Origin of the sequence: Paraburkholderia sp. 40, from assembly GCF_050434105.1 — a bacterium.
GTDB lineage: Bacteria > Pseudomonadota > Gammaproteobacteria > Burkholderiales > Burkholderiaceae > Paraburkholderia > Paraburkholderia tuberum.
Window position 1 is genome coordinate 2,909,325 of record NZ_JBNPVY010000002.1, and the last position, 21,856, is coordinate 2,931,180.

General features: G+C 63.5%; 19 protein-coding genes, 1 tRNA gene and 3 pseudogenes. 11 read left to right on the plus strand and 12 right to left on the minus strand.

Annotated elements, in window-relative coordinates; translation table 11 throughout:
• Nucleotides 1-489 precede the first annotated feature (489 nt).
• Nucleotides 490-1,290, plus strand: a complete 801-nt coding sequence (locus tag OKW28_RS14810; RefSeq protein WP_429446607.1) for an alpha/beta hydrolase — start codon at nucleotides 490-492, stop codon at nucleotides 1,288-1,290.
• A gap of 487 nt (nucleotides 1,291-1,777) precedes the next feature.
• On the plus strand, nucleotides 1,778-2,197 hold the full coding sequence (locus OKW28_RS14815; RefSeq protein ID WP_429446609.1) for an ATP-binding protein: 420 nt from the start codon (nucleotides 1,778-1,780) through the stop codon (nucleotides 2,195-2,197).
• 165 nt (nucleotides 2,198-2,362) lie between these two features.
• Here OKW28_RS14815 and OKW28_RS14820 read toward each other — a convergent pair whose 3' ends face one another.
• Nucleotides 2,363-2,746: a hypothetical protein gene (locus OKW28_RS14820; protein ID WP_429446611.1), complete on the minus strand. Its 384-nt coding sequence runs from the start codon at nucleotides 2,744-2,746 to the stop codon at nucleotides 2,363-2,365.
• 243 nt (nucleotides 2,747-2,989) lie between these two features.
• On the opposite strand from OKW28_RS14820, the gene OKW28_RS14825 reads away from it, so the two are divergent.
• From OKW28_RS14825 to OKW28_RS14855, 7 genes and pseudogenes are all read left to right on the plus strand, one after another.
• A complete protein-coding gene (locus OKW28_RS14825) occupies nucleotides 2,990-3,433 on the plus strand; it encodes an Hsp20/alpha crystallin family protein (RefSeq protein WP_429446613.1) in 444 nt (147 codons plus the stop codon).
• Nucleotides 3,434-3,461: 28 nt separating this feature from the next.
• Nucleotides 3,462-3,869: an Hsp20/alpha crystallin family protein gene (locus OKW28_RS14830; RefSeq protein WP_429446615.1), complete on the plus strand. Its 408-nt coding sequence runs from the start codon at nucleotides 3,462-3,464 to the stop codon at nucleotides 3,867-3,869.
• Between the two features lie 282 nt (nucleotides 3,870-4,151).
• Nucleotides 4,152-4,711: pseudogene (locus OKW28_RS14835) on the plus strand (Hsp20/alpha crystallin family protein).
• A gap of 48 nt (nucleotides 4,712-4,759) precedes the next feature.
• Nucleotides 4,760-4,832, plus strand: a tRNA-Lys gene (locus OKW28_RS14840).
• 510 nt (nucleotides 4,833-5,342) lie between these two features.
• Nucleotides 5,343-5,768: a CopG family transcriptional regulator gene (locus OKW28_RS14845; RefSeq protein ID WP_018420777.1), complete on the plus strand. Its 426-nt coding sequence runs from the start codon at nucleotides 5,343-5,345 to the stop codon at nucleotides 5,766-5,768.
• A 45-nt stretch (nucleotides 5,769-5,813) separates the two neighbouring features.
• The gene (locus tag OKW28_RS14850) at nucleotides 5,814-6,911 is read left to right on the plus strand and encodes an extracellular catalytic domain type 1 short-chain-length polyhydroxyalkanoate depolymerase (RefSeq protein WP_429446617.1); all 1,098 of its coding nucleotides are present in this window, start codon (nucleotides 5,814-5,816) and stop codon (nucleotides 6,909-6,911) included.
• Between the two features lie 413 nt (nucleotides 6,912-7,324).
• A pseudogene (locus OKW28_RS14855) lies at nucleotides 7,325-7,574 on the plus strand (IS3 family transposase); the annotation flags it as partial.
• A 170-nt stretch (nucleotides 7,575-7,744) separates the two neighbouring features.
• On the opposite strand, the gene OKW28_RS14860 reads toward OKW28_RS14855, so the two are convergent.
• Nucleotides 7,745-8,899 carry an extracellular catalytic domain type 2 short-chain-length polyhydroxyalkanoate depolymerase gene (locus OKW28_RS14860; protein WP_429446619.1) on the minus strand — a complete coding sequence of 385 codons (1,155 nt, stop codon included), beginning with the start codon at nucleotides 8,897-8,899 and terminating at the stop codon, nucleotides 7,745-7,747.
• Between the two features lie 219 nt (nucleotides 8,900-9,118).
• Nucleotides 9,119-9,352 (minus strand): annotated as a pseudogene (locus OKW28_RS14865) (IS5/IS1182 family transposase); the annotation flags it as partial.
• An 838-nt stretch (nucleotides 9,353-10,190) separates the two neighbouring features.
• Between OKW28_RS14865 and OKW28_RS14870 the strand changes: the two are divergent.
• Nucleotides 10,191-11,531 (plus strand): trypsin-like peptidase domain-containing protein, encoded by a 1,341-nt coding sequence (locus tag OKW28_RS14870; protein WP_429446621.1) that lies wholly within the window; start codon nucleotides 10,191-10,193, stop codon nucleotides 11,529-11,531.
• Between the two features lie 630 nt (nucleotides 11,532-12,161).
• Here OKW28_RS14870 and OKW28_RS14875 read toward each other — a convergent pair.
• Nucleotides 12,162-12,989 (minus strand): SDR family oxidoreductase, encoded by an 828-nt coding sequence (locus tag OKW28_RS14875; protein WP_429446623.1) that lies wholly within the window; start codon nucleotides 12,987-12,989, stop codon nucleotides 12,162-12,164.
• A gap of 100 nt (nucleotides 12,990-13,089) precedes the next feature.
• On the opposite strand from OKW28_RS14875, the gene OKW28_RS14880 reads away from it, so the two are divergent.
• Nucleotides 13,090-14,004, plus strand: coding sequence for a LysR family transcriptional regulator (locus tag OKW28_RS14880; RefSeq protein ID WP_429446625.1), 915 nt, complete (start codon nucleotides 13,090-13,092; stop codon nucleotides 14,002-14,004).
• Between the two features lie 594 nt (nucleotides 14,005-14,598).
• Here OKW28_RS14880 and mdcH read toward each other — a convergent pair.
• From mdcH to OKW28_RS14920, 8 genes are read right to left on the minus strand one after another with little or no spacing between them, the layout of a single operon-like run.
• The gene (mdcH, locus tag OKW28_RS14885; RefSeq protein WP_429446627.1) at nucleotides 14,599-15,531 is read right to left on the minus strand and encodes a malonate decarboxylase subunit epsilon; all 933 of its coding nucleotides are present in this window, start codon (nucleotides 15,529-15,531) and stop codon (nucleotides 14,599-14,601) included.
• Nucleotides 15,531-16,229, minus strand: coding sequence for a malonate decarboxylase holo-ACP synthase (locus tag OKW28_RS14890; protein WP_429446629.1), 699 nt, complete (start codon nucleotides 16,227-16,229; stop codon nucleotides 15,531-15,533). Before OKW28_RS14890 ends, mdcH begins: the two co-directional genes overlap by 1 nt.
• Nucleotides 16,229-17,044, minus strand: a complete 816-nt coding sequence (mdcE, locus tag OKW28_RS14895; protein ID WP_429446631.1) for a biotin-independent malonate decarboxylase subunit gamma — start codon at nucleotides 17,042-17,044, stop codon at nucleotides 16,229-16,231. The genes OKW28_RS14890 and mdcE overlap by 1 nt, the downstream gene beginning before the upstream one ends.
• On the minus strand, nucleotides 17,041-17,925 hold the full coding sequence (locus OKW28_RS14900; RefSeq protein WP_429446633.1) for a biotin-independent malonate decarboxylase subunit beta: 885 nt from the start codon (nucleotides 17,923-17,925) through the stop codon (nucleotides 17,041-17,043). The genes mdcE and OKW28_RS14900 overlap by 4 nt, the downstream gene beginning before the upstream one ends.
• The gene (locus OKW28_RS14905; protein WP_429446635.1) at nucleotides 17,922-18,245 is read right to left on the minus strand and encodes a malonate decarboxylase subunit delta; all 324 of its coding nucleotides are present in this window, start codon (nucleotides 18,243-18,245) and stop codon (nucleotides 17,922-17,924) included. The genes OKW28_RS14900 and OKW28_RS14905 overlap by 4 nt, the downstream gene beginning before the upstream one ends.
• Nucleotides 18,246-18,250: 5 nt before the next feature.
• The gene (locus OKW28_RS14910; RefSeq protein ID WP_429446637.1) at nucleotides 18,251-19,216 is read right to left on the minus strand and encodes a triphosphoribosyl-dephospho-CoA synthase; all 966 of its coding nucleotides are present in this window, start codon (nucleotides 19,214-19,216) and stop codon (nucleotides 18,251-18,253) included.
• Nucleotides 19,217-19,218: 2 nt separating this feature from the next.
• On the minus strand, nucleotides 19,219-20,889 hold the full coding sequence (mdcA, locus tag OKW28_RS14915; RefSeq protein WP_429446983.1) for a malonate decarboxylase subunit alpha: 1,671 nt from the start codon (nucleotides 20,887-20,889) through the stop codon (nucleotides 19,219-19,221).
• A gap of 20 nt (nucleotides 20,890-20,909) precedes the next feature.
• Nucleotides 20,910-21,680, minus strand: a complete 771-nt coding sequence (locus tag OKW28_RS14920; RefSeq protein ID WP_429446639.1) for a GntR family transcriptional regulator — start codon at nucleotides 21,678-21,680, stop codon at nucleotides 20,910-20,912.
• Between the last annotated feature and the right edge of the window lie 176 nt (nucleotides 21,681-21,856).

Genomic DNA, 21,856 nt, shown 5'->3' on the forward strand with positions numbered 1-21,856 from the left:
GTCCATGTTGAGGTCTGCGCAATCCGCTTCCGCAGTACCGGCTTTCGCTGCCCGAGTGACATCGGGGTTGAGAGGTTCGCGGGATGTTGACTACTCCGATTTTGAGCGCTGATGGACTGCGTTTGGCGAGACCTGCGGCAGCAACTACCTGGATAAAGCCGCGATAGTGAACGGGTTCAAGTTTTGAAGGATAGCAGTTGAATTTGTCAAAACTGGTCGGGGAACCTCTCCATTTCGCGCCTTATTCTGATGGTTTTGCGCCTTGACGCTCATCCGTTGTGTTCGAGCGAACATCAGTGCCAACCTCCCGTTGCTCGGCCGTCTTATTCAGCGTTAACTTAACAATGCGGTCGAACAGCGCGATGTCCGTCAGGTAGATCGTGACCGACAGAAGCCTGCGTTCAAGGTATCTAATGATGCGCGAGCATGTGGAGAGCGAACGACCTGCATGGCATTCGACTCCGTCATCGATAGCTCGAGGACTCTTGTATGAAACGTTTTTGCTGCACGCTGGCTGTTCTCATGCTATCCGCCCATATCTATGCCGATCCGCTCGACCACGGCGAACTCGTGACGTTTGCGTCGCGCGAAGGAGCCACGCAAAGCATTTTTGTCGAGTCGCCTTCGTCGAGCCCGGCGTGGGTCGTCGTTCTGTTCGGAGGCACGCCGGGCGCCCTGCATCTGGACACTACCGGCGCGACGACGCTCAAGGGCAATTTCCTGATCCGCTCAGCTCACCATTGGATCGATCGAGGAGACGCCGTGGTGCTGGTCGATACGCCGTCCGACCGTGCGCCGGGCGTCGATGACCTGTTCCGTCGCAGCAAGGAGTCGTTCGCCGACACGCAGGCCATCGTGGCAAAGTTGCGCGAGCGGTTCCCAAAGTCGAAGATTGCGCTGATCGGGACGAGCGCAGGCACGGTGTCGGTCGGCAACGCGCTGGAACGCGATCCAAACATCGCGGATGCCTTTGTCCTGACTTCACCGGTCACGGTTTCCCACAAGGGGGGCGGCGCGACTATCTCCGATCTTGACGTGGATGGCACTACATATCGGGTGCTCGTTGTCTCCAACCGGAACGACCAATGCGTGTCGTCGCCGGCATATGCGGGTAAGCGGCTGGCCGAGAGCAACCACTTTGCGTATGACGAAGTCGGTTCGACGGAAGGAGAAGGCGATACGTCAACAAGGTGCGGTGGGCACTCGCCGCATGGGTTTCTTGGGATCGAGACTGAGGTGCTAGCGAATATTCATGGCTGGCTGCACGGCCAACCGTTACAGAAGCAGTAATGTTTTCCCGGCAGCGGGATGGACCCGCTGGGGTACGGAGCTCCGGGAAGTTCGCACGAAGTCAGCGGCAGTTCCCCGGGAGCAACGGTCGTCAGCTCGTAACGGTGCGACACGTCATTGGCCATTGCCGACGTCCGTGTGCCGATGTCGATATGCCCGCTTACTGCTGGCCTGCCGCGCGGCGGCCGTGAACGTCGCTATTTCGCGTCGTCGTCTGCGGCACGTCGATGCATATGCGACCTCAACGCGAGCCCCTGCTTACTGCCTCATAGCTGTGCATTCCTTCAGCGCCGACAGGCTTCCGCGCATTGCTCGCAGCGTTCGTGCTGGTGCTTTTCGCACTCAGCGGCGCAAGCGTCGCAGATCGACGCGCACAACGAACAAAGCTCCTTCGCGCGACTACTGCCCCGAGCCATGACAGCGGGAGCCAACTCGCGCTGCAGGTCGTGACTACCGCCGGACGCGGCTGGGCCTGGGCATCAACGTCATGCCAACGAGTATCGATCTGGCGGGCGTGCTTGCCGACGAAATCGATGAACTGCGTGCGGTTCACTCTGACCGGCAGATCGAGCTTCAGGTGAGGGGCAATTTACACGGAGTGTGGGATGGCCGGCGCCTGCAGCAATTGCTTCAGAACCTGGTACTCAATGCCATCAAGTATGGGGCACAGGATACGCCGGTGCGCGTGGAGGTGACCGGAGACGCAACCCAGGTTTATATCGATGTCAGAAACAGCGGACCCGCCATCGAGCATGAAACCTTGGCGCGCATTTTCGATCCCTTGACGCGGGAGCCGAGCAACAAAGCGAACATGACAGGGCGGCGGTGGGTAACTCGCCCGGCCAGCAACGTGCAGGTCAAACCGGGAGGGCTTCGGAAGAACAGGCTCCCGTTCAAAAAAACTTGACGGACCACCTCAGGGCGTGACTCTGCAGTACGCAATCCGGTTGGACGCTGCTAACTGTATTGCAGCAAAGGCGGCGCCGCCGTCAGCAGCCGCAGCCGGGCGACTGCGCGGCAAGCGCGGAGTTGTGCCCATGCCGATCGTCCGCCCGCTGCCTGCCACGACGCATCACTGGATCGGCGGTACCACGCCGAGCTTTTCGGCGAGCATCCTTTCGTAGACACCAAAGTGCAGATCGACCTCTTCCTGGGTGACTACGGTCACTGAAATATTGACCTGCGCGGGCTGCAGGCCCAGGACGGTCGCTATCGCCGCTTCCAGCTGCGCCGCGCAAAGCCGGTCGTCGGCGAACGTGGTGCCGACCGCAATCTCGTAGGCGGTTTCCTGCAGGAATATCACTTCAACCAGCCGCGCACGCGCGCTCATGTTGCTGTCGATCGCCAGCCGGATGACTTCGACCGCCGTGCGCATCGTCTCAGTCGGGAACCCCTTTGTTGAGCGCAACCTGATTCGGTGCTGGCCAAGGGGCAGCCAATCGTATGCGAATTCCATGGTGTCCTCGCATGGTCGTCAGGACCTCGTGAAGATAGGGATGTGACCTCCCGGCTTCAGGAACAGAAAGCCGCAAAATCCCCTTGAAATTTTCGTTTGGGATTCTATTCTGAATTCCGCTCAGGCAGTCGCGCCGGCATTCCGGCGCGCTGCGTGTTTCGATTTGTTTGCCGGCAGCATGGCGGACGGACTGGAGCGCGTAGGCCGGTTCGTTTCCCTGCTGCATCGAAGGAGGAAACGATCATGAGTGGTCTCTACTTCGGGACCGACCTTTTCAGCGAGTTCGACCGTCTGCAACGGCAGATGGCGAGCCTCTTCGGCGGCTTCCCCTCCAGCATCCGTTCCGGGCGCTTCGGCGCCTTCCCGCAGGTCAACATCGGCTCGACCGACGACTCTATCGAGATCGTCGCGTTCGCCCCAGGCGTCGATCCGGCGAAGCTCGATGTGTCGATTGACAAGGGGCTGCTGACCATCAGCGGCGAGCGCCAGACGGGACAGCCGGAAGCGGCCGGCGACGACGTGCGTACCTATGCGCAGGAGCGATTCGTCGGCACCTTCCGGCGCGTCATTGAACTGCCGCAGCATGCGGACCCCGACAAGGTGACGGCGCAGTACACCAATGGTTGCCTGACCGTGAGCATCGGCAAGCGGGAGACGTCGAAGCCGCGGGCCATCACTGTTCAATGAAACCGGTCGCAGAACTGAGGAGGACATCATGAACGACACGACAGAACTTGCCAGGAAAGACGAAACGGCGGTGGCCCGTCGCGAAGACGAGCAGTCGCAACGCCCGATCACGCTAACGCCGCCCGTAGACATCTTCGAGGATAGCCAGGGCGTCACCCTGTGGGCTGATCTGCCCGGCGTTACAAAGGACCGCCTTGATGTGAAGGTACACGATGGCAACCTGTACGTCGAGGCCGAGGCGGTGGTGCCCACGCCGGCGGGGCTGCGCCTGCAACATGCGGAGATCCGCCAGCCGCATTTCGCGCGGGCGTTCGCTCTTGGGGCTGACTTTGACGCAACGAAAATCGATGCGAACCTGAAGGACGGCGTGCTGAAACTGACGATACCGCGCCGCGACGAAGCCCGGCCGCGCCGGATCGAGGTGCGGACGGACTGAAGTCGGCAGGTGGGCAACAACGACAGGGAGAAAACCGGTGGCGGTCGTCTGGCCGCCACCTACTGACTGCGGAGGCCTGGATGCGGACGTCATACATGAATGCTGGCGCGGACGCACGCTCAGCATACGGCGCGGTGCCGGTACGTGACAGGACGCACCGCGGATCGCGAGGCGGCCGTGGCGGCGTTCCGCAGATGCAGTCCGGAATGTCGAGGGCAGAGTCGCGACTTCAGCGCAATGACAGGAATCCGGTTCTCCGGCCAGACTGTAGAAGAGGATACGATGAATACGGATCCGAAAAAGTGGAATCCCTTCAAGTTCCTACGCGGGGCGGCCCGCAAGTCCGATGCGGACAGCCCGGAAAGCCCCCCGGCGAACGAACAGTGGCGTGCCCCGTGGCCTGACATTCCGCGGCTGTTCGCACGCGAACCGTGGCGTGCTTTGGAAGAGTTCTTCCATGACCCGTTTGCAGGTCGCGGCGCGCTCGAACGATGGTTGGCGACTTCAGTTCATCGCGCTTCCAGCCGCGCATCGACGTGGTCGACGAAGGGAAGGTACTGCGCGTGACCGCCGAACTGCCCGGGATGGAGCGGGAAGACCTGAGTGTTAGCGTCGAGGACGGGGCGATCGTGTTGCGCGGCGAAAAGAAACAGGACGTACGCAGCGAGGAAGACGGCTGCTACCGGCTCGAGCGCGCCTATGGAAGCTTCATGCGCACAATCCCGATGCCGGAAAACGCCGACCCCGATCACGCCCTGGCAAAGTTTGACAATGGAGTGCTCACGTTGACCGTGCCAAAATCGGAGCCGGCGCGATCCACGAGTCGCACGATCATCGGCTAGGCCAAACAGGCAAGAAGTGCCCCGGTCGCGGGGAACCTCGGGCGAGTCGGGCCGTTAGCTCAGCTGGTAGAGCAGCGGACTTTTAATCCGTTGGTCACTGGTTCGAATCCAGTACGGCCTACCCTGGCGGCACGATCGAGTCGGACCTTGCAGGCGCGACATCACTGGATGCCCAGTGCCCGGTCAAGCGGGGCAGGATGAGCGCATTGCCCCCGAGTCCGACGTGCGGAAGGTTCTGCTCAGCGAGTAGGGCCTCGGCTATTGTTAAACGAATAGTATTGAGCCACCAGATCGAGGAAGGCGCGTGTCGCAAACCCAGCGCTGTAACCGGCCTTTACAACGATGAGACCGGCGGGCGATTTGTTCCGCGAAGCCGAGGAGGCTCAGCGCAGTATTCAACCGCTGCCGCGTCCTCAAACCGGCCAGTACCTCGTAGCTATGCATGTGCGCACCGACCGGCGATAGCGCTTGGGAAAGTCACGCGACAACCACTGAGCGATATCCGCGCTCTATCTAGCCCCCACGACCAGCGATGCGGCGAGCCCAGAAGGCGTCTCGCCCCAAATTTTATGTTGCGCCGCATCTAAAACCATCCTATAACCATCCATATAGATGGCGAAAGGATGGTGCGATGAAGAAACCCGCGGTATTGGACACCCCCCGCTCGAAAGGCGGCGACTCGGAAAAAATCACGATCAACCTCGGACCCGTCGACCTCGGGCAGATCGATCTCCTGGTTGAAGAAGGCTTCTATGCGAACCGGACCGACCTGATCCGAACGGCGATTCGCAACCAGCTCGCGCTACATGCGCGGGTCGTCCAGGAAACGGTTGCGCGTCGTTCGCTCGTGCTCGGGCTGCAGCATTTCTCCAGGCAGGATCTCGAGGCGATTCGAGCCGCGCGCGAGCGTCTCAACATCCAGGTCCTGGGATTGGCCAGCATTGCCGCCGATGTCTCCCCGGAACTCGCGCTCGCGACTATCGAAAGCGTCGTGGTGCTGGGAGCCTTTCACGCTTCGCCCGCAGTCAAGACGGCGCTTGCCGGCAGAATCCACTAGCCGCGCGAGGCCCACCCCCTCAACACCGGTAATCGGACAAATGTGATGAAACTCAACGAAGGCTTTCTGAACTCAATGCACGAAGCGATGACTTTGCTGCGTACCCGCGGCGTTGCCGAAGCGACAGAAGCGATACAACGCGCACTGCGAGGGGAAAGCGTCGGTGTAGTGAACGAAACTGCGTCGCGGGACAAGACGCCAGAGCCCGTTGTCTTCCCGTTTGCAAAGACCAAGGAAGCGACCGCGCACAAGGCCCGAGAAGACTGCGTTGACGTGGAGGAACGAGGACATTTCATCACGCTTGCGTATGCGAATGCCGCCGGTCGCCGTCAATATCGGCTGTATGTGCCGGCGGGGGGCGCCGGCGAGCCGCTGCCACTGATTGTGATGCTGCACGGCTGCACGCAGGACGCCGACGATTTCGCAGCAGGCACGCAGATGAACGCGCTTGCCGAGCGGCATCGATGTCTCGTAGCTTATCCGGTGCAACCGCGGCAGGCGAATCCGTCGAAGTGCTGGAACTGGTTCAAACCTGACGATCAGCATCGCGAGCGCGGCGAGCCGTCGCTGATCGCAGGCATCACGCGCGAAATCATCTCGGCCCACAACGTCGATCCTGCGCGCGTGTACATCGCGGGGATGTCCGCCGGGGGCGCAATGGCGGCGATCATGATCGCCGAGTATCCCGAGCTGTATGCCGCGGTCGGCGTGCATTCCGGTCTTCCGGCACGGTGCGCGCACAATTTACCCTCCGCGCTCGCGGCGATGAAAGGCGGCAAGCACCCCCGAAACGCACGGCGCGTGCAAGGCGATACAGACTTGTCACCGAGACGGCCCATGATCGTCTTTCATGGTGACGCGGATGCCACCGTTCACGTAGCGAATGCCACGCGGCTCGTGCAGAGGTTCGACGCACGGCCGGACGCCGGCAGCGAACGGCGTCGGGTCGACGCGGGCCGACGCGCCTGTACCGTCTCGCGGCTGGTTTCCGACGACGGTATCGACGCCGAGTTGTGGACCATTCATGGCGCAGGGCACGCTTGGGCAGGCGGCAATGCACGAGGCAGTTATACGGACGCTACTGGTCCGGATGCGAGTGCCGAAATGCTGCGCTTCTTTCTTGATCATCCGCAACGACAATAGTGCAGGCCTCTCTTGTGGTTACTATGATTGCGACGGAGTGGCGTCCGCTGTGCATGTAGAGCAAGTCCGCTTGCTCAATTGCATAAAGGCTGCCCGATGAATCACTTCCGGAGCGAATCCTCGGCGGCAGGTCGGCGAAGCCCGGATTTGCGCCGCAATCAACGTACGGCGGGTTGCCATTCAATTGGAGACATCCACGCGTGTTCGTCCATCGTCAACAACGGGTCGCGTGTCGCCGATCGCGGCCTTGCGAAGTTCGAGCGATGTGCGCCCATTGCATGAGGCAGTCATCGGCCATTAAGCGTCATCCGGCGGTCAGGGCCTTCGGACGTTCAAATGTCGAATCCGCCCGGCAAACGGTCGTTCGTTGGGCGCAGATGAACGTTGCTTCATCAGTCTTTGCGGATGATCGTGGTGGTCCCGGCGACAGTCATGACGACGCGCTCGGAGAGACGATCAATGGTCTGCACCAAGCGGAATTGATTCATCGCCGTACCCCATGGAAAACTCGCGAATCCGTCGAGCTGGCCAGGCTCGAATGGGTGGCCTGGTTCAATCACCATCGATCGATGGAACCCTTTTGGGCTCATCTTGCCTGTCGAAGCTGAGGCAAACTATTACCGGCAACCCAGCAACAGCGCTGTCGCATCGGCATCACCTTGAACCAGACAGCCTCAACGATTCCCGGGGGTGAATACTGGAATGCCCCAAAAACTCCGCCGGTTGAACGTCAAAAGCCGGCCCTCGACGGCCCCACCTTGATCATTTGGCACCCAATAAGCCCTGCTGCCAGCGGCGACCGGCCGCCCGATTCGAACCGTGCCCCGACGGCCCTACGGTCGGCCAGTCACGCGCTGCACCATCGCGTAGAGCACCGACATTTGCAAGCCGCTCTTGAGTGCGTAGTTCGGGTCGTATTGATTGGAGTAGCCCCACCAGTCGAAGCATGCATTCGGGTTGGTTGGCCCCGGCGCAGACGACGCAATCGTGTCGGGATACACGACCACCAGTTTGTTAGTGTCGGCCCATTCGTTGAGGCCGGCCTCGGTGACCCAGCGGTTTCCGATAAGTGATGCCTCCTGCAGACAGCCGTGGAGAGCGAGCACGAATCCGCACTTGTCCCCTTGCGCGCAGGCTTTGGGAACAAAAACGCTGCCTGTCGAGCTCATCGAAAGGTTTGGCGACGCTCCGAACTCCGTCTGATCGAATGAAGACAGCGTACCCGACAGCTTTCCGTTGTTGCGCGGTTTCAATGGACCGAGGAACATCGTCAGCCACGTTTCTACTGAATCGTAGACTGCGCCATTTGCCAAGCAGCGCACCATGTAGGGACTCCCGAGCGTGCCGCATGCAAGTTCGCCGTCAGGCGATTCCCAGCCGTGCTCGGCGGGATAGGCATTGTCAAAGTGAACATTGGCCCCATAACGTCGGTATTCCGAGTTGAGGTCGGCCATTTCGAGCGGATTGACGACCTGGTCTTGCGTGCCGGACCAGAGGTAGACGGGCTGTTCACGCAGATTCGTCGCCGGGTCGATGGTACCGAGGGACGATTGCGCGTCCAGATACGCCTCGGATTCCGTAAGCGTGCTCTTGTACGACGCCTGATTCGACGGAAGCGTCAAACCGCCACAGTTTGCCAAAGCTGTCGCGGCTCCCCCGGCGCCGGCACACCAGTACACCCCGCCCGCGTAGACAGCGGCCCCTTTGAAGGTCGAAGAGTGGGCAACATGCATCTGCACCGCCGCGAAACCGCCAGACGAAATACCGGCGACGAAGACCTTCGTCGGGTCGATCCGATAGCGCTGAAGTTTAACGATCGTGGACGCGACCGATCCACCGTCCGCGGTGGGGCTGCCGGTGGCGGCTAACGCCTTTGCCGATGCACCGGCATCCGTACTGGCGGAATCGCCACCACCGCCGCACCCGGCGAGGCCGATCGCTAACACAGCCGCCGACGCTAACCGTAGGCCTAACGCCATCGTCATCATTGTCGTCTCCTCGTCGGAGCGGAATAAAATTAGTGACGTCGCTGCGCCCGTCGAATTACCGGCCGTTTCAGCTTCCGCCTAAGACTCGCTAAGGCAAGTCATCGACAAAGCGCGAACAGACGATTGCGGCGTGCAATGCGCGCGGCGATACTCGGCAGATCAGCAAAAATCGCTCCTGCAGCGCCTATAATCGCAAGCCTTATCAGCATGAAGCTTGTCCGGACGGCTGACCACGCTAGAGCCATCAACGCTTGCGCGACTCCAGTCGATTTGACCGTCCTCCCGCAGCCGGCTGAGCATCGCCAGGCGCAATCGTTCAGCACATACAGGATGCCGTTGAGCGCCGCCCGGTCATCGACCGAACGGCGCCGTCCACCTCGATGGACGGCTTGAATTCCGGAACCAGCGGCTCAGCGCCAACCATAATTCTTTGCTTACTGTTCTTCTCGCCATGCCCGCAAACGTACCGCATCAAGAGCCAACGGTCCTATTGCGTTAGCCGCTCCAAGCGAATGGCCGTTGCACTCTCCTGAAGCGGCCCTTGCTTTCTCGCTGGGTCGAAGAGCCGTAGAGGGTCGATCAGGGACATTTGAAACGCGCGCGCTCAGCGCCTTGTCATCGACAAAAGGCTACTGAGCATCAGCGGCGAGCGCGGGGCCGACCAGTCAGAAGCGGCCGGCGACGACGCGCCTACCTATGCGCAGGAACGGATCGTCGGCGCTTTTTGCACCGCCGCATGAAACGCCCCCGACGACAACCCTTTGACGCACGCCAGGATTTGTACTCGCTGCAATTTGCCCGCTGCTTCCCTATAAATAAAAGAGGACGAGCGAGCAAACCGTTCGCGTCCTGATGGCCCATTTCTGGCAAACATGCTGCAGCCGAATCTCAAGTCGACTTTGATCCATCGAAGATCATGTATCGGGTCGATCGCATCCCTGCGCGCGAGCGCACTGGAACGCTCGGCGCTATCACACGCGCGAAATAATTTCTTCACAGTGCAAGGCACCATGGGAGGTGCGCTGTGCTTAACCTTAGCCAATCGACCCACTCAACCCTGTCTCGCATCGGGTTTTACATCGCCGTAACAACGGCATGTCTGACCGGTTGTTCCTGCGCGGACGCAGCCGCAGTCGCCACTTCTCCGGCAGCTGCTTCCGCGGTTGCTCCTGCATCAGCGCCACCTTCGGCGCCCGCCACCGCGCCAGCGAGGGAAAAGAGCGCTGCAACCGCCAGCACGGCGGCACCAATCGACTTTCCGGCGGTTGTCGAGCGCTATGGGCCAGCGGTTGTGAATATCCGCGTGACAGTGCCGGTGAATGCGCCCGCGAGCGCGACGCCTGCTTTCGGTCCCAGAGCCGAAGCGGTCGACGGTGACGACCCCATCTTCGCGTTCTTCAAGCAGGCCTTGCCACAATCGCCAGACGGCCAGGGCGCTACGCCGCGCGCGATGTCGGGCGTCGGATCGGGCTTCATCGTGAGCCCGAACGGTCTCATTCTGACGACCGCGCATGTCGTCGATCAGTCGGGTGACGTGACCGTGCGTCTGACCGACCGGCGCGAGTTCAAGGCAAAAATCGTGGCCGTCGATACGCAAAGTGACATCGCCGTGATCCAGATCGACGCGACGAAGCTGCCTACCGTCAAGCTCGGCGATTCGGCGCGCGTGCGCGTCGGCGAGCAGGTGCTGACGATCGGTTCGCCAGACAGCTATCAGAACACGGTCACGGCGGGCATCGTCAGCGCGACGTCGCGCACGCTCGCCGATGGCAGCACCTTTCCGTTCTTCCAGACGGACGTGTCGCTGAACCCCGACAACTCGGGCGGTCCCGTGTTCAACCGCGCGGGCGAAGTGGTCGGCATCGACGTCCAGGTGTATGCCGATAGCGATCGCCTGCAGAGCCTGACGTTCGCAATCCCGATCAATATGGCGAACAAGGTGCGCTCGCAGTTGCAGGCTGAGCAAGCCCAGCAGGGCCAGCTAAGCGCGCAAGACAATGCGCGCAGCAATCTGGGCATTCAGGTAGAGGACGTCGATACGAATCTGGCGAGCGCGTTCGGCCTGCCGCGCGCGGCGGGCGCGCTGGTGACGTCGGTCGACCCGGGCAGTCCGGCGGCGGCGAGCAATCTGAAAACGGGCGACGTGATCGTGCAACTCGCCGACAAGCCTATCGACCACGCGGCCGATCTAACCGGACAGAACCCGGCGTTGCAGACCGGAACGAAAGTCCCGCTGAAGCTGATCCGCGATCACAAGCCGATGACGGTGATGGTGAATATCGGGCCAGCGTCGCAACAGGCGAACGCAGGTGCGGGCGGGGTTGCAGGCCCAAGCTCTGACGCCGGCTCGCGGCAGTTTCACGCGCTTGATCATCTTGGCCTCACGATGCATTCTTTGACCGACCAGGAGCGGCGCAGCATGGACCTTCCTCAAGGTCTGATGGTCGATGACGTGTCGGGGACAGCGGCCGCTGCCGGCATCAAGCCGGGCGATGTCGTGCTGTCGTTGAACGGCACGCTGGTCGCGTCCCAGGATGAACTGGCGTCGCTTGCGGCAAGGGCTGGCAAGAAGGCAGCGTTGCTGATCCAGCGCAATCACGCACGAAGCTTCGTCACGGTCGACCTCAAATAAAAACCGGAGTGCGAGAGCGGCTAATCGATACACGATTCCCGCCTCGCATGCCGACGCGGTGAACACATGTCGCTAACGCCCCGGGTGAGGGACGATCACGACGGATCGCAGACCGGGCATATTCGCGCAGCGTGTGTCAGCCCTCTGCACAGTCAATGGCCGCTGTACTTCGAAAACGCTCATTTGGTACCGGGCATGGGGGCCGACCGACTTGGGTCGTGACGGCTCATTCACCGGCTGTGAGAGCTGCCATTCGTCGACGCCGGTTTGTGAATGTCCGCAAAGCAAGGTGCGGCCGCCGCAGGGCTCCTAATCACCGCCCGTCGGCTATGGCCGATGACTTGTCCTTGAGTGACGGCACGAAATGACCGTTCCGCTCTGATGCCCGTCCTTGGAAACGCCACGGCTCGACCGGCAGTAAAGGGTCGGAAGCCGGCGTAAAGAGCACGCGGGATTCGGAGGGCACTTGCGTGTCGATCTGGGGCGATCGCGTCAACTACGGACCGGTCACATCTGCTCCCTTGGTTGACGAAGTGTTCGGCTGTTCGAATCTCTTCATCCCTTGGAAGTCATCCTTCAGAAACGTCGCTTGCGCTACGTTCCGGGGCCACCGAGTGGCTCGCCATCTGGCTATCCACGCTCCATCACCGACAATGCGATCTCCTTCTGCGCCTCGAGACTCGCGAGTTGCTTTGTCAGCGACGCACGTATCGATTCGTACGCGGATTTGCCCAGCGCAAGCCGTAGCGGAGGGGACGGGCTGTCGATCGCGGTGATCATTGCGTCGACAGTTTTCGCCGCATCCGCAAAATCGAAATTGCCAGCGTCGAGCGCGCACCGGATTTCACCGACGGGCGTGTCGTCGTACACGCGCATCGGCGCCGCGCGGTCGAGACCCGCGCCAAAGTTGGTGCGCGTAGGACCGGGCTCCATGATCACGAAGTCGATGCCGAACGGTCCGACTTCTTGCGCGGCAGCTTCGACGAAACCCTCGATTCCCCATTTCGTCGCGTGATAAATGCTAAAAGCCGGATAGCCGATTCGGCCGCCCTCCGACGACACCTGCACGATCCGTCCGCCGCCCTGTTCCCGCAGACGCGGAATGACCGCGCGTATCAACTGGATCGACCCGGTCAGATTCGTCTCGATCTGCCGTGCAATTTGGGCGTCGTCGAGCTCTTCGGCCGCGCCGAACAGCCCGTAGCCCGCGTTGCTGACGACGACGTCGATGCGCGCGAGCGCAGCAAATGCCTGCGCTACAGCGGCTCTGATTGCATCGACGTTCGTCAGGTCGCAAGTGACGACCTCCAGTCGATCGCCGTGTTGCTTGCGCAGATCGTCCAATGCGCCGGGCCTGCGCAGCGTCGCGACAACGCCGTCGCCGCGTGCCAGCAGCTTCTCCGTCAGCCCACGCCCCAGCCCGCTCGATGCGCCCGTGATCAGCCAGTTCTTCGTCATGCTCATGCTCCGTTGGAAGGATCAGGAGTTCATGCTAGAACAATGGAATTCGTCGGAGAAGCCAGGCCGATCGGCATGACGTGTTGAAGGAAATTCACCAATGGGCAAACCGACTCTCAACGATTTGCAGGCGTTCATGGTCGTCGCCGCGCGGCGGAGCTTCGTGCAGGCCGCAGGCGAACTGGGCGTGTCGCGTTCGGCGCTGAGCCATGCGATGCGCGGACTCGAGAACGATCTGGATGTGCGCTTGCTGCACCGGACCACGCGCAGCGTATCCCTGACAGAAGCGGGGGAGCGTCTGCTTGCACGTCTGCGCCCTGTGCTGGGCGATCTCGATCACGTGCTCGACGATGTCGCGCGGGAAGATGAGGCGCTTCGCGGCACGCTGCGCATCAATGGAAGCGACGGGGCGATCCGTCAACTGCTCCAGACTGTCGTGCCGCGCTTTCTGGCGACGTATCCGCAGATGGAGCTGGATCTCGTCTCGGACGGACGTTTCGTCGATATCGTCGCGGAAGGCTTTGATGCAGGCGTAAGGCTCGGTGAAGCGGTACCCAAGGACATGATCGCGGTACGGGTCAGCGAGGATTTACGCTTTGTTGCAGTGGCGTCGCCGCGTTATCTGCGCAAGCATGGCCGGCCTGCCGTGCCGGACGAATTGCAGGCCCATCGCTGCGTCCGGCAACGTCTGCCCAGTGGCAAACGCTATCGATGGGAGTTTGCGCGTCACGGTCAGGCCTTCACGATAGATCCGCCCGGCGCGCTCACGATGGACAGCAATACGTTGATGATCGAAGCGGCACTGGGGGGACTCGGTATTGCATACGTACCCGAGCCGTATGCGCGCGACGCGATGGCACGCAAGCGGCTCGTTGCGGTGCTGAGTGATTGGTGCCCGCTCATTCCCGGACTGTTTCTCTATTTTCCCGGAAGCCGACATATTCCCGCCGGGTTGCGGGCATTCATCGAACTGGTGCGGCAACTGCCCGGCAGCGGGTCCGAGCCGTCGAGGTAGCTTCCGCGAATCAGCAGCTTCGCACGGCCTTTTATGCAACCGTTAGCTGAACTCGAGCTCAAGTCGTAGCTGGATTGAAAACAGTCATGACGGTGGTCGCCATCGAACGACCTGATCGGGCAGACCAGCGCGGACTGCCTCGGGCAGCGGAAGGCCATTTTCTGCCGTTCGGCTACGCGCCGGCGCTGACGCTCCAACGGCTGCTATGCCCCGGACACCAGACCGTTGTCCGGTGCCCCTTTGAGCCGGTCACGCCGTATCGCAGGCTCCATGCTGGTCTTTCCAGGTACGGTATCGGCGTCAGTTGCCTCAGCTGAAACACAGCGTCTCAAGTCTATTTCGCTCGCTTCACGCGCCAGGTGTCGCACGTTCAATTCCGTGGCACCGCAGACAACGCTCCAGCCCGGGACGGCCAGGATCAGTCATGCGCTGCCGAGGCGCAAGGTGCAACACAGGCTGCGACTCGGCGTCGGAATGACCGCTTTGCGCAGCCACGGATTACCATTCACCGACGCCGGCTTGCGAGCGGCGTCTGGCCGAAGCTCCCAGACGCCCCTGGCCCAGCCGCATTAGTACACCGCAAAGCACACCCCGTCAGCCACGCTCCAACCGCCTGCGTACCGTCCCCACCAACCTGTCAAACGGCAATGTACTCGCAGCCAGCGCACTGACCGCAGAAAAATTCTCCCTCACGATATCTGTCAACACCTGCCCCGGCGGCGCCTCGACCAGCACCTGCGCGCCCATTTCCTGCATCACGGTCAGCGCATCGAACCAGCGCACGGTGTAGCGCATATTGGTCGCAAGATCCTCGCGAATCGCATCGGCCGTATATAACGGGCGTCCACCGCGATTGCCGATATAAACACCGCGCGGTCTTTCAAAATGCAACGTGCGCGAGTACGCCAGCAGTTCGTCGCTCGCACGCGCGAGCAATTCGCAATGCGAGGGCACGCTGACCGCGAGCCGCGTGGCCTTGCGCGCGCCGGCCGCGAGCGCGCGTTCGATGAACCCGTCGAGCGCATCGTCCGCGCCGGCCATCACGATCTGGCGCGGTGCATTGACGTTGCCGATATACACGCGTTGCCGTTGCTCCGCGGCCTGCTGTGCAACGAGCGTTTCCGCCTGCTGCTCGCTCAAGCCGGAGACGGCCGCGAGACCATAGCCCGCCGGATAAGCGGTTTCCATCAGCTCGGCGCGTCGCTGCACCATCTTCAGCGCGTCGCGGAACGCCACCGCGCCACAACTGACCGCCGCCGCATACGCGCCGATCGACAGTCCCGCGCTGATCTCCGCCGCCAATCCTTCATCGGCGAGCGCGCGCATGATCGCGACGCCCGCGACGGTCAAGCCCAGTTGCACCGCGACCGTCGAATCGAAAGCGTCGGATGAGTCGAGCGTCAGCACGTCGATGCCAAGTGTGTCGGAGGCTTCAGCGAGCGTGTCCTGTACCGCGCGATGCTGCGGCAGTTGATGCAGAAAGCCTTCGCTCTGCGCACCCTGGCCGGGGAACAGAAGCGCGAGCATCAGGCAATGCCATTGTGAGCAACCGCCGCCCACGGATCGGCGATCAAGCGGGGGCCGGTCGCATCGCGGGCAAGCACGCGCGCCTTGCCCGCGGCCCATTCCGCGAGCGCCACGCCACCCGCGGGCGTTTCGAGTTGCGCATCGATGCGGATACCGATATGCGCCGCGAGCGTTTGCAGTTGCTCCAGCAAAGCACTCGCGACATTCAGCGCCAGCGGTTGCGGCACGCGGATCAACAGATCGAGGTCGCTCGTTTCGTTGACAGTCGGCACGTGCGTCGCCAGTTCAAAGCCGGTGCTGCCAATAGGTCCCCAAGCGAATCCACCAAGCGGACCGCCCGAATCACGTTGCAACGAAAGCAATGCAACGAACGAGGGCAATGCATCACGTCCGGCATCGGCTTGCGTCTGCGCGAGCGATTCCGGCGGCACGGCACCGACGATATCGTCCGCATGCACCCATGTGCCGTAGCGTTGCGCTCGCTTCGCACCGCGTACGCCGATCGCGACGAAACCATCAGCGGCGAGCGCGCGTCGAACGACCGCATACGGCGCGCGTTCGAACGCGTCGCGAACCCACGCTGGTTCGTCATCGGGCGAGTCCAGCCGCCGCAAGCGCAGCAGATCATGCGGCCGCCACCGCGCGTCGCACGACGTGGCGTGCACGGTGGAGAAGGGCGCAGCCGCACACACGCGCATCACACGGCATCCCATTGTTCGGCAAGACGCCGCCGCACCTCGATCGACGCCGCGCGAGTCTGCCGCGCCGCCGCCGATTCCAGCCGACGCGCGAGCGTACGATCCCCCTCGCGCGCGCTGCGAATCTGCTCGACCAGCACCGTGCGCACGCGCTCGATCTGTGCCGCGTCGGGCGCGTCCGCGTCTATGCCTTCGATCAACTGATCGAGCAACCCCAACTTCGCGAACGACGCCATCGAATACGACATCGGCACGATCGTGTCGCCGAGTTCGTCGAGTTCTTCGACCGTGCGGCGCGTGACGCGCGCGGCCGCTTCCTTGCCCATCGCGTGGACCATCGTGCCGGGCGCGTCGAGCGCGACGATGCGGTTCGCCTGATAGCCGTGCGCGAGGAACGCGCCGGACATCGCCGGACCGACGATCAGCGCGATCACCGGATGGCCGGCGTCGCGCGCGCTCGCATAGGCGTCGACGGCGGCCGCGCAGGCGAGGTGGATGCCGAGCATTTCCTCGCGATAGCCGTACGCCTGGCTCTTCACGTCGACGATCGCGACGATCGGGCGGCGCGTGCTAGCGCTTTTATCCGCTTCGATTGCTTCACGCACCGCGCGCGCGAGTTGCCAGCCTTGTTCGAGCCCGACTACGTTGGTGGTCGCGCGCGGAAAACGGTTCGCGGGATCGGGCACGACCGTGATGAAGCGCGCGGTGTCGCCGCCGAGCGGCGCATCGCCGCTCCAGACGGGCGCCGCGCTCGACGGTTCACCAGCAAGTGCATTGAACCAGCGCGCGCCGCGCGTGAGTGTCGTGTCGTTCATGCCAGCTCCCTGTTCGACGCATCGCGCCCTTGCGGGTTGTACACATCACGCAGCGTCTCGGGCGTGACGCTCGCCGGATCGATCCGCGCGAGCCTCTGCAAGAACATGTCGACCTGCTCGCTGCGATGCGTGGCCGGCACGCCTTGCGCGAACGCGGCGCGTACGGCGGCGCGCACGGCCTCGGCATCGTCGTCGACGAGCGTGTCGGCGAGCGCGCTCGCGACGCGCTGCTCGCCGCCGATCAGTTGCCATACGCGGCGGCGATCGCTCGCATCGAGTTCTTCGATACCGGCTTCCTGCTCGATCACTTCAGGTCCGTTCATGCCGAGCCGTCCCTGCTTCGTCACGATCAGATACGAGCACAGCGCGGCCGCGAGCGACATGCCGCCAAAGCAGCCGACCATGCCCGCGATCACGCCGACCACCGGCACGCGCCGGCGCAGCGCGACGATCGCCGCCTGAATCTCGGCGATGACCGCAAGCCCAAGGTTCGCTTCCTGCAACCGCACGCCGCCAGTCTCGAACAGCACGACCGGGCGCACGCGCTTGCCACGCTCGCAGTCGCGCAGCGCCATCTCGAGCGCCGCGGCGATCTTGCTGCCCGACACTTCGCCGATGCTGCCGCCCTGGAACGCCGATTCGATCGCGGCGACTACGGCCGGTTCGCCGTCGATCGTGCCGCGCGCGATCACGCAGCCGTCGTCGGCCTGGCAGACGATGCCCTGCAAGGGCAGCCACGGCGACCCGATGCGATCGAATGGTCCGAGCAGTTCGCGGAAGCTGCCCGCGTCGAGCAGCGAGCGGGCGCGCTCGCGCGCGGGCAGTTCGATGAAGCTTTCGCGCAGCAGCGGTGCGCTACGTACGCTGGCGCTCGTGCTCATACGCTGTCTCCTTCCTCGGCCGCTTCGACCGCTTCGGCGAGCCGCAACGCGACCACGCCCGGCGTCGCGCCGAAGTCGTTGATCTCGATGTGTGCGGCGCCGTCGTAGCGCGTGAAGAAGCGGTCGAACACGCTCTTCCAGATGTGGCTATAGCCGTCGACGCTGGTGCGCACCACCACGTGCGCGGCGAGCGCCGAACCGCCTGGATCGGCGGCGGCAGGCGACAGCAGCACTTCCAGATCGCCCGAGCCGACCACGCCGACGTGCGCGCGGGTCGTGACGGCGCGTTGCGCCGGATAGTCGAAGGTCAGATGTTCCATGAGGCTCAGCTCCGGCTGGCGTCGCGATGCGCCAGCATGTCGAGAAAGAGGGTGGCGGCGAGCAGATCGGCCGCGCCGCCCGGCGATGCGTTCAGCGACAGCAGTTCGCGTTCGAGCGCGTCGAGCGCGACGCGGCCCGCGGCTGTCGAACTGCCGCCCGCGTCGAGCACGCGCCGCGCGCCGCGCTGCCCCGCATGCAAGCCGGCGAGTCCCGCGCGATGCAGCAGGCAGGTATCGTCGAGCGTGCTCATGATCGCGAGCAGCGCATCGATACGCGCGGCGTTTTCGTCGAGACCGCGTGCGCGGGCCGCGTGCAATGCCGGCAGACCGACGTCGAGCGCGTGCGGAAAGCCGTCCTGCGCTTCGCGTCGCGCGCCGCCGACCTGATAGCGTCGACGCGCGCGTTCGCCGTGGCTATCGGACGAAGCGGCGAAGCGATCCGGGAAGCAGGCGATCTGCGCGGCCAGCGTGCAGACGCGCGAGGTATCGACACGGTTGGGATCGCCAGGTCTGTGCGCACGCATGGAGGATCTCGAAGCCGTTTCGAGCGCGACGCCCGCAACAAGCAAGCCGATGATCCAGATCGCCCCGCGATGCGCATTGCTCCCTCCCGTCGCCTGCATCATCTCCTGTTCGCCCGCGCGGCCGATCTGCGCGAGCTCGGCGCGCAGCAGCGCCGAGGGTTCGCCGCGGCGGCGCGCCGTGCGCGCCAGTGCCGCGAAGGTCGGTTCGAGCGCGTGCGCGGAGCGCCGCATGATCGCGAGATCGAGGTCGCGATGCGCGCCGCTGCCGCGCCGATCGACGAGCGCGGGCTTCGGCGTGAGCTCCGCCTCGTCGATCAGCGCGATGATCGCGTCGCGCGCGAGTTGGGCGTCGGAAAACGGCGCGACCGGCGACCTGCCACATGCATCGTGTAGGACCGAAGCATGCGGCGCGTCCAACCGTTCAGGAAGAACAGCAGCGGACGCCATCGTCACCAGCTCCGGAAGCGCGCGGGCGGCGCGTACAGTCCGCCCGACCACGTGACCAGATCGTCGATGCTGCGCGCCGCGAGCAGCGAACGCTTCGCGTCGCCGCGCCGGATGCCGAGATCTTCCGGATACGCGACGATGCCGCGCCGGCGCAATTCCGCGGTTTTCTCGGGCTTCGCGCGCAGACCGATCGGCGTGACACCGGCCACCGCCGCGACCGCCGCGCGCCGCTCGTCGATGCCTTCGGCCTTGTGCAGATGCGCGATGCCTTCCTCGGTGACCACATGGCTCACGTCGTCGCCGTAGATCATCACCGGCGCGATCGGCATGCCGTTTTTCGCGCCGACCGCGACCGCGTCGAGTTCATCGACGAAGGTCGGCTCGCCGCCTTTCTTGTACGTTTCCGCGAGTTGCACGACGAGCTTCTGACCGCGCGACACCGCACCGTCGCCCTTCAACAGCTTCAGCCACGCCTCGCTCGAATGACGCCGGCCGCGCGGATCGTGGCCCATGTTCGGCGCGCCGCCAAAACCGGCGAGCCGTCCGCGCGTGACCGTCGACGAATTCGCGTCCGCATCGATCTGCAGCGTCGAGCCGATGAACAGGTCGACGCCGTATTGCCCGGCCAACTGACACAGCACGCGGTTCGAGCGCAGGCTGCCGTCGTTGCCGGTGAAGAACACATCGGGGCGCGCCTCGATATACGCCTCCATGCCGACCTCGCTGCCGAAGCAATGGATGCTGTCGACCCAGCCCGATTCGATCGCGGGGATCATCGTCGGGTGCGGATTGAGTGTCCAGTTGCGGCAGATCTTGCCCTTGAGACCGAGCGATTCGCCGTAGGTGGGCAGCAGCAGTTCGATCGCCGCGGTATCGAAGCCTATGCCGTGATTCAGCGACGTGACGCCATACGGCTCGTAGATGCCGCGTATCACCATCATCGCGGTCAGCACCTGCAAGTCGCCGATATGACGCGGATCGCGCGTGAACAGCGGCTCGACCGCGAACGGCCGGTCCGCCTGCACGACCACGTCGACCCACGAGCCCGGAATGTCGACGCGCGGCAATTCGTCGACGATCTCGTTGACCTGCACGATCACGATGCCGTGACGGAACGCGGCGGCCTCGGCGATCGTCGGCGTGTCCTCGGTATTCGGGCCGGTGTACAGATTGCCGTGACGGTCGGCCTTGTCCGCGCATAGCAGTGCAACGTGCGGCGTCAGGTCGACGAACATGCGCGCATACAGCTCGACATACGTATAGATCGCGCCGATTTCGAGCTGGCCGTCTTCGAGCAGTTGCGCGACGCGCAGACTCTGCGGCCCCGCGAACGAGAAATCGACCTTGTGCGCGATGCCGCGCTCGAACAGCGTCAGATGCTCAGGACGACTGATGCTCGAAATCAGCAGATGCACGTCGTGCAGCTTGTGAGGATCGACCGTGGCGAGCGAGCGCGACAGGAAGTCGGCCTGCTTCTGGTTGTCGCCTTCGAGCGCGACGCGCTCGCCGGGCTGGATCAACGTTTCGAGCGCATCGACGATGCGATGCGTGGGCAGCATGCCGTCTTCGAGCCACGGCGCGATGGCCGCGAGGCGGCGGTTCTTTTCGTCGCGCCGGGTCGTCCACGAGCGGGCAGTGGACCGCGATGCGGCGGCTTCGGCGGGGTGGTTCATCGGCTCGGTCATCGGTTCGATCAGCTCCCGGTGGTGACGCGCGGGCGTCGGCCGCGCGGCTTCGGTTGATGCGCAAGCGCTTCTTCGCGCGCGCGCTCGGTCAGGAAACGATGCAGAAGCTCGCCGGTGCCGAGCAGATGCGCGACCACCAGCGACTGCGCGGTCGCGATATCGCGGCGCTCGACGGCATCGAGCAGCGCGGCGTGCTCACTGTCGGACTCGCCCTTGTACGACGGCAAGCCGAACTTCAGGCGCAGATAGCGTTCGCCGCGCCGGTGCAGCAAGCCGATCATGTCCTCGAGCTGCGGCCGGCCGGCGGGCGCGTAGAGACACATATGGAACGCGGCATTGCGCGTGACGTATAGCGACGGATCCTCTTCGCGCTCGGCGGCGCGGCACAAGTCCCTGGCTTCGCGCAGCGTCGCGGCGGTGTGATGCGGAATCGCAAGGCCGAGCGCGAGACTTTCGAGCGCCGAGCGGATCTCGTAGATCTCGCGCGCTTCGTTGGCGGACAGCGGCGCGACGGTCGCGCCTTTATGGACCGCCGCGCGTGCCCAGCCCTCGCTTTCGAGCTGGCGCAGCGCCTCACGCACGGGAATCGCACTGACCGAGAAATGCCGGGCAATCGCGTCCTGGCGCAGCGGGGCGCCGGGCGCGAGCGTGCCGTCGACGATCGCCGCGCGCAGCGCCTCAGCAATCATGTGCGAGGTGCTTTCGCGCGGCGCGGCGGCCGGAAGAAACGAACCGGACATGGCGGCGTCCAGGGGAAAACCTTCAGTTGCGTCGGTCATAGTATCAAATATTATATATAAAAAGACGCGCATTTCAGCGCGGGCAAACCCGGAAGTCTTGACCCACATTCCAGGCAGGTGCTCGCGCCGTCCTCTGAATGAGTTGTACGAGGACATCGCCGATCAATCAACGTCGTCGAGCCATCTCCAAGCGCGCCCGTCCCTTTCTTCGTTAC

Bases quoted from the DNA above. Each gene is read 5' to 3' on its own strand.
- OKW28_RS14810 (WP_429446607.1), top strand. From the start codon at position 490: ATGAAACGTTTTTGCTGCACGCTGGCTGTTCTCATGCTATCCGCCCAT.
- OKW28_RS14815 (WP_429446609.1), top strand. From the start codon at position 1,778: ATGCCAACGAGTATCGATCTGGCGGGCGTGCTTGCCGACGAAATCGAT.
- OKW28_RS14820 (WP_429446611.1), bottom strand. From the start codon at position 2,746: ATGGAATTCGCATACGATTGGCTGCCCCTTGGCCAGCACCGAATCAGG.
- OKW28_RS14825 (WP_429446613.1), top strand. From the start codon at position 2,990: ATGAGTGGTCTCTACTTCGGGACCGACCTTTTCAGCGAGTTCGACCGT.
- OKW28_RS14830 (WP_429446615.1), top strand. From the start codon at position 3,462: ATGAACGACACGACAGAACTTGCCAGGAAAGACGAAACGGCGGTGGCC.
- OKW28_RS14845 (WP_018420777.1), top strand. From the start codon at position 5,343: ATGAAGAAACCCGCGGTATTGGACACCCCCCGCTCGAAAGGCGGCGAC.
- OKW28_RS14850 (WP_429446617.1), top strand. From the start codon at position 5,814: ATGAAACTCAACGAAGGCTTTCTGAACTCAATGCACGAAGCGATGACT.
- OKW28_RS14860 (WP_429446619.1), bottom strand. From the start codon at position 8,899: ATGATGACGATGGCGTTAGGCCTACGGTTAGCGTCGGCGGCTGTGTTA.
- OKW28_RS14875 (WP_429446623.1), bottom strand. From the start codon at position 12,989: ATGACGAAGAACTGGCTGATCACGGGCGCATCGAGCGGGCTGGGGCGT.
- OKW28_RS14880 (WP_429446625.1), top strand. From the start codon at position 13,090: ATGGGCAAACCGACTCTCAACGATTTGCAGGCGTTCATGGTCGTCGCC.
- mdcH (WP_429446627.1), bottom strand. From the start codon at position 15,531: ATGCTCGCGCTTCTGTTCCCCGGCCAGGGTGCGCAGAGCGAAGGCTTT.
- OKW28_RS14890 (WP_429446629.1), bottom strand. From the start codon at position 16,229: ATGCGCGTGTGTGCGGCTGCGCCCTTCTCCACCGTGCACGCCACGTCG.
- mdcE (WP_429446631.1), bottom strand. From the start codon at position 17,044: ATGAACGACACGACACTCACGCGCGGCGCGCGCTGGTTCAATGCACTT.
- OKW28_RS14900 (WP_429446633.1), bottom strand. From the start codon at position 17,925: ATGAGCACGAGCGCCAGCGTACGTAGCGCACCGCTGCTGCGCGAAAGC.
- OKW28_RS14905 (WP_429446635.1), bottom strand. From the start codon at position 18,245: ATGGAACATCTGACCTTCGACTATCCGGCGCAACGCGCCGTCACGACC.
- OKW28_RS14910 (WP_429446637.1), bottom strand. From the start codon at position 19,216: ATGGCGTCCGCTGCTGTTCTTCCTGAACGGTTGGACGCGCCGCATGCT.
- mdcA (WP_429446983.1), bottom strand. From the start codon at position 20,889: ATGAACCACCCCGCCGAAGCCGCCGCATCGCGGTCCACTGCCCGCTCG.
- OKW28_RS14920 (WP_429446639.1), bottom strand. From the start codon at position 21,680: ATGACCGACGCAACTGAAGGTTTTCCCCTGGACGCCGCCATGTCCGGT.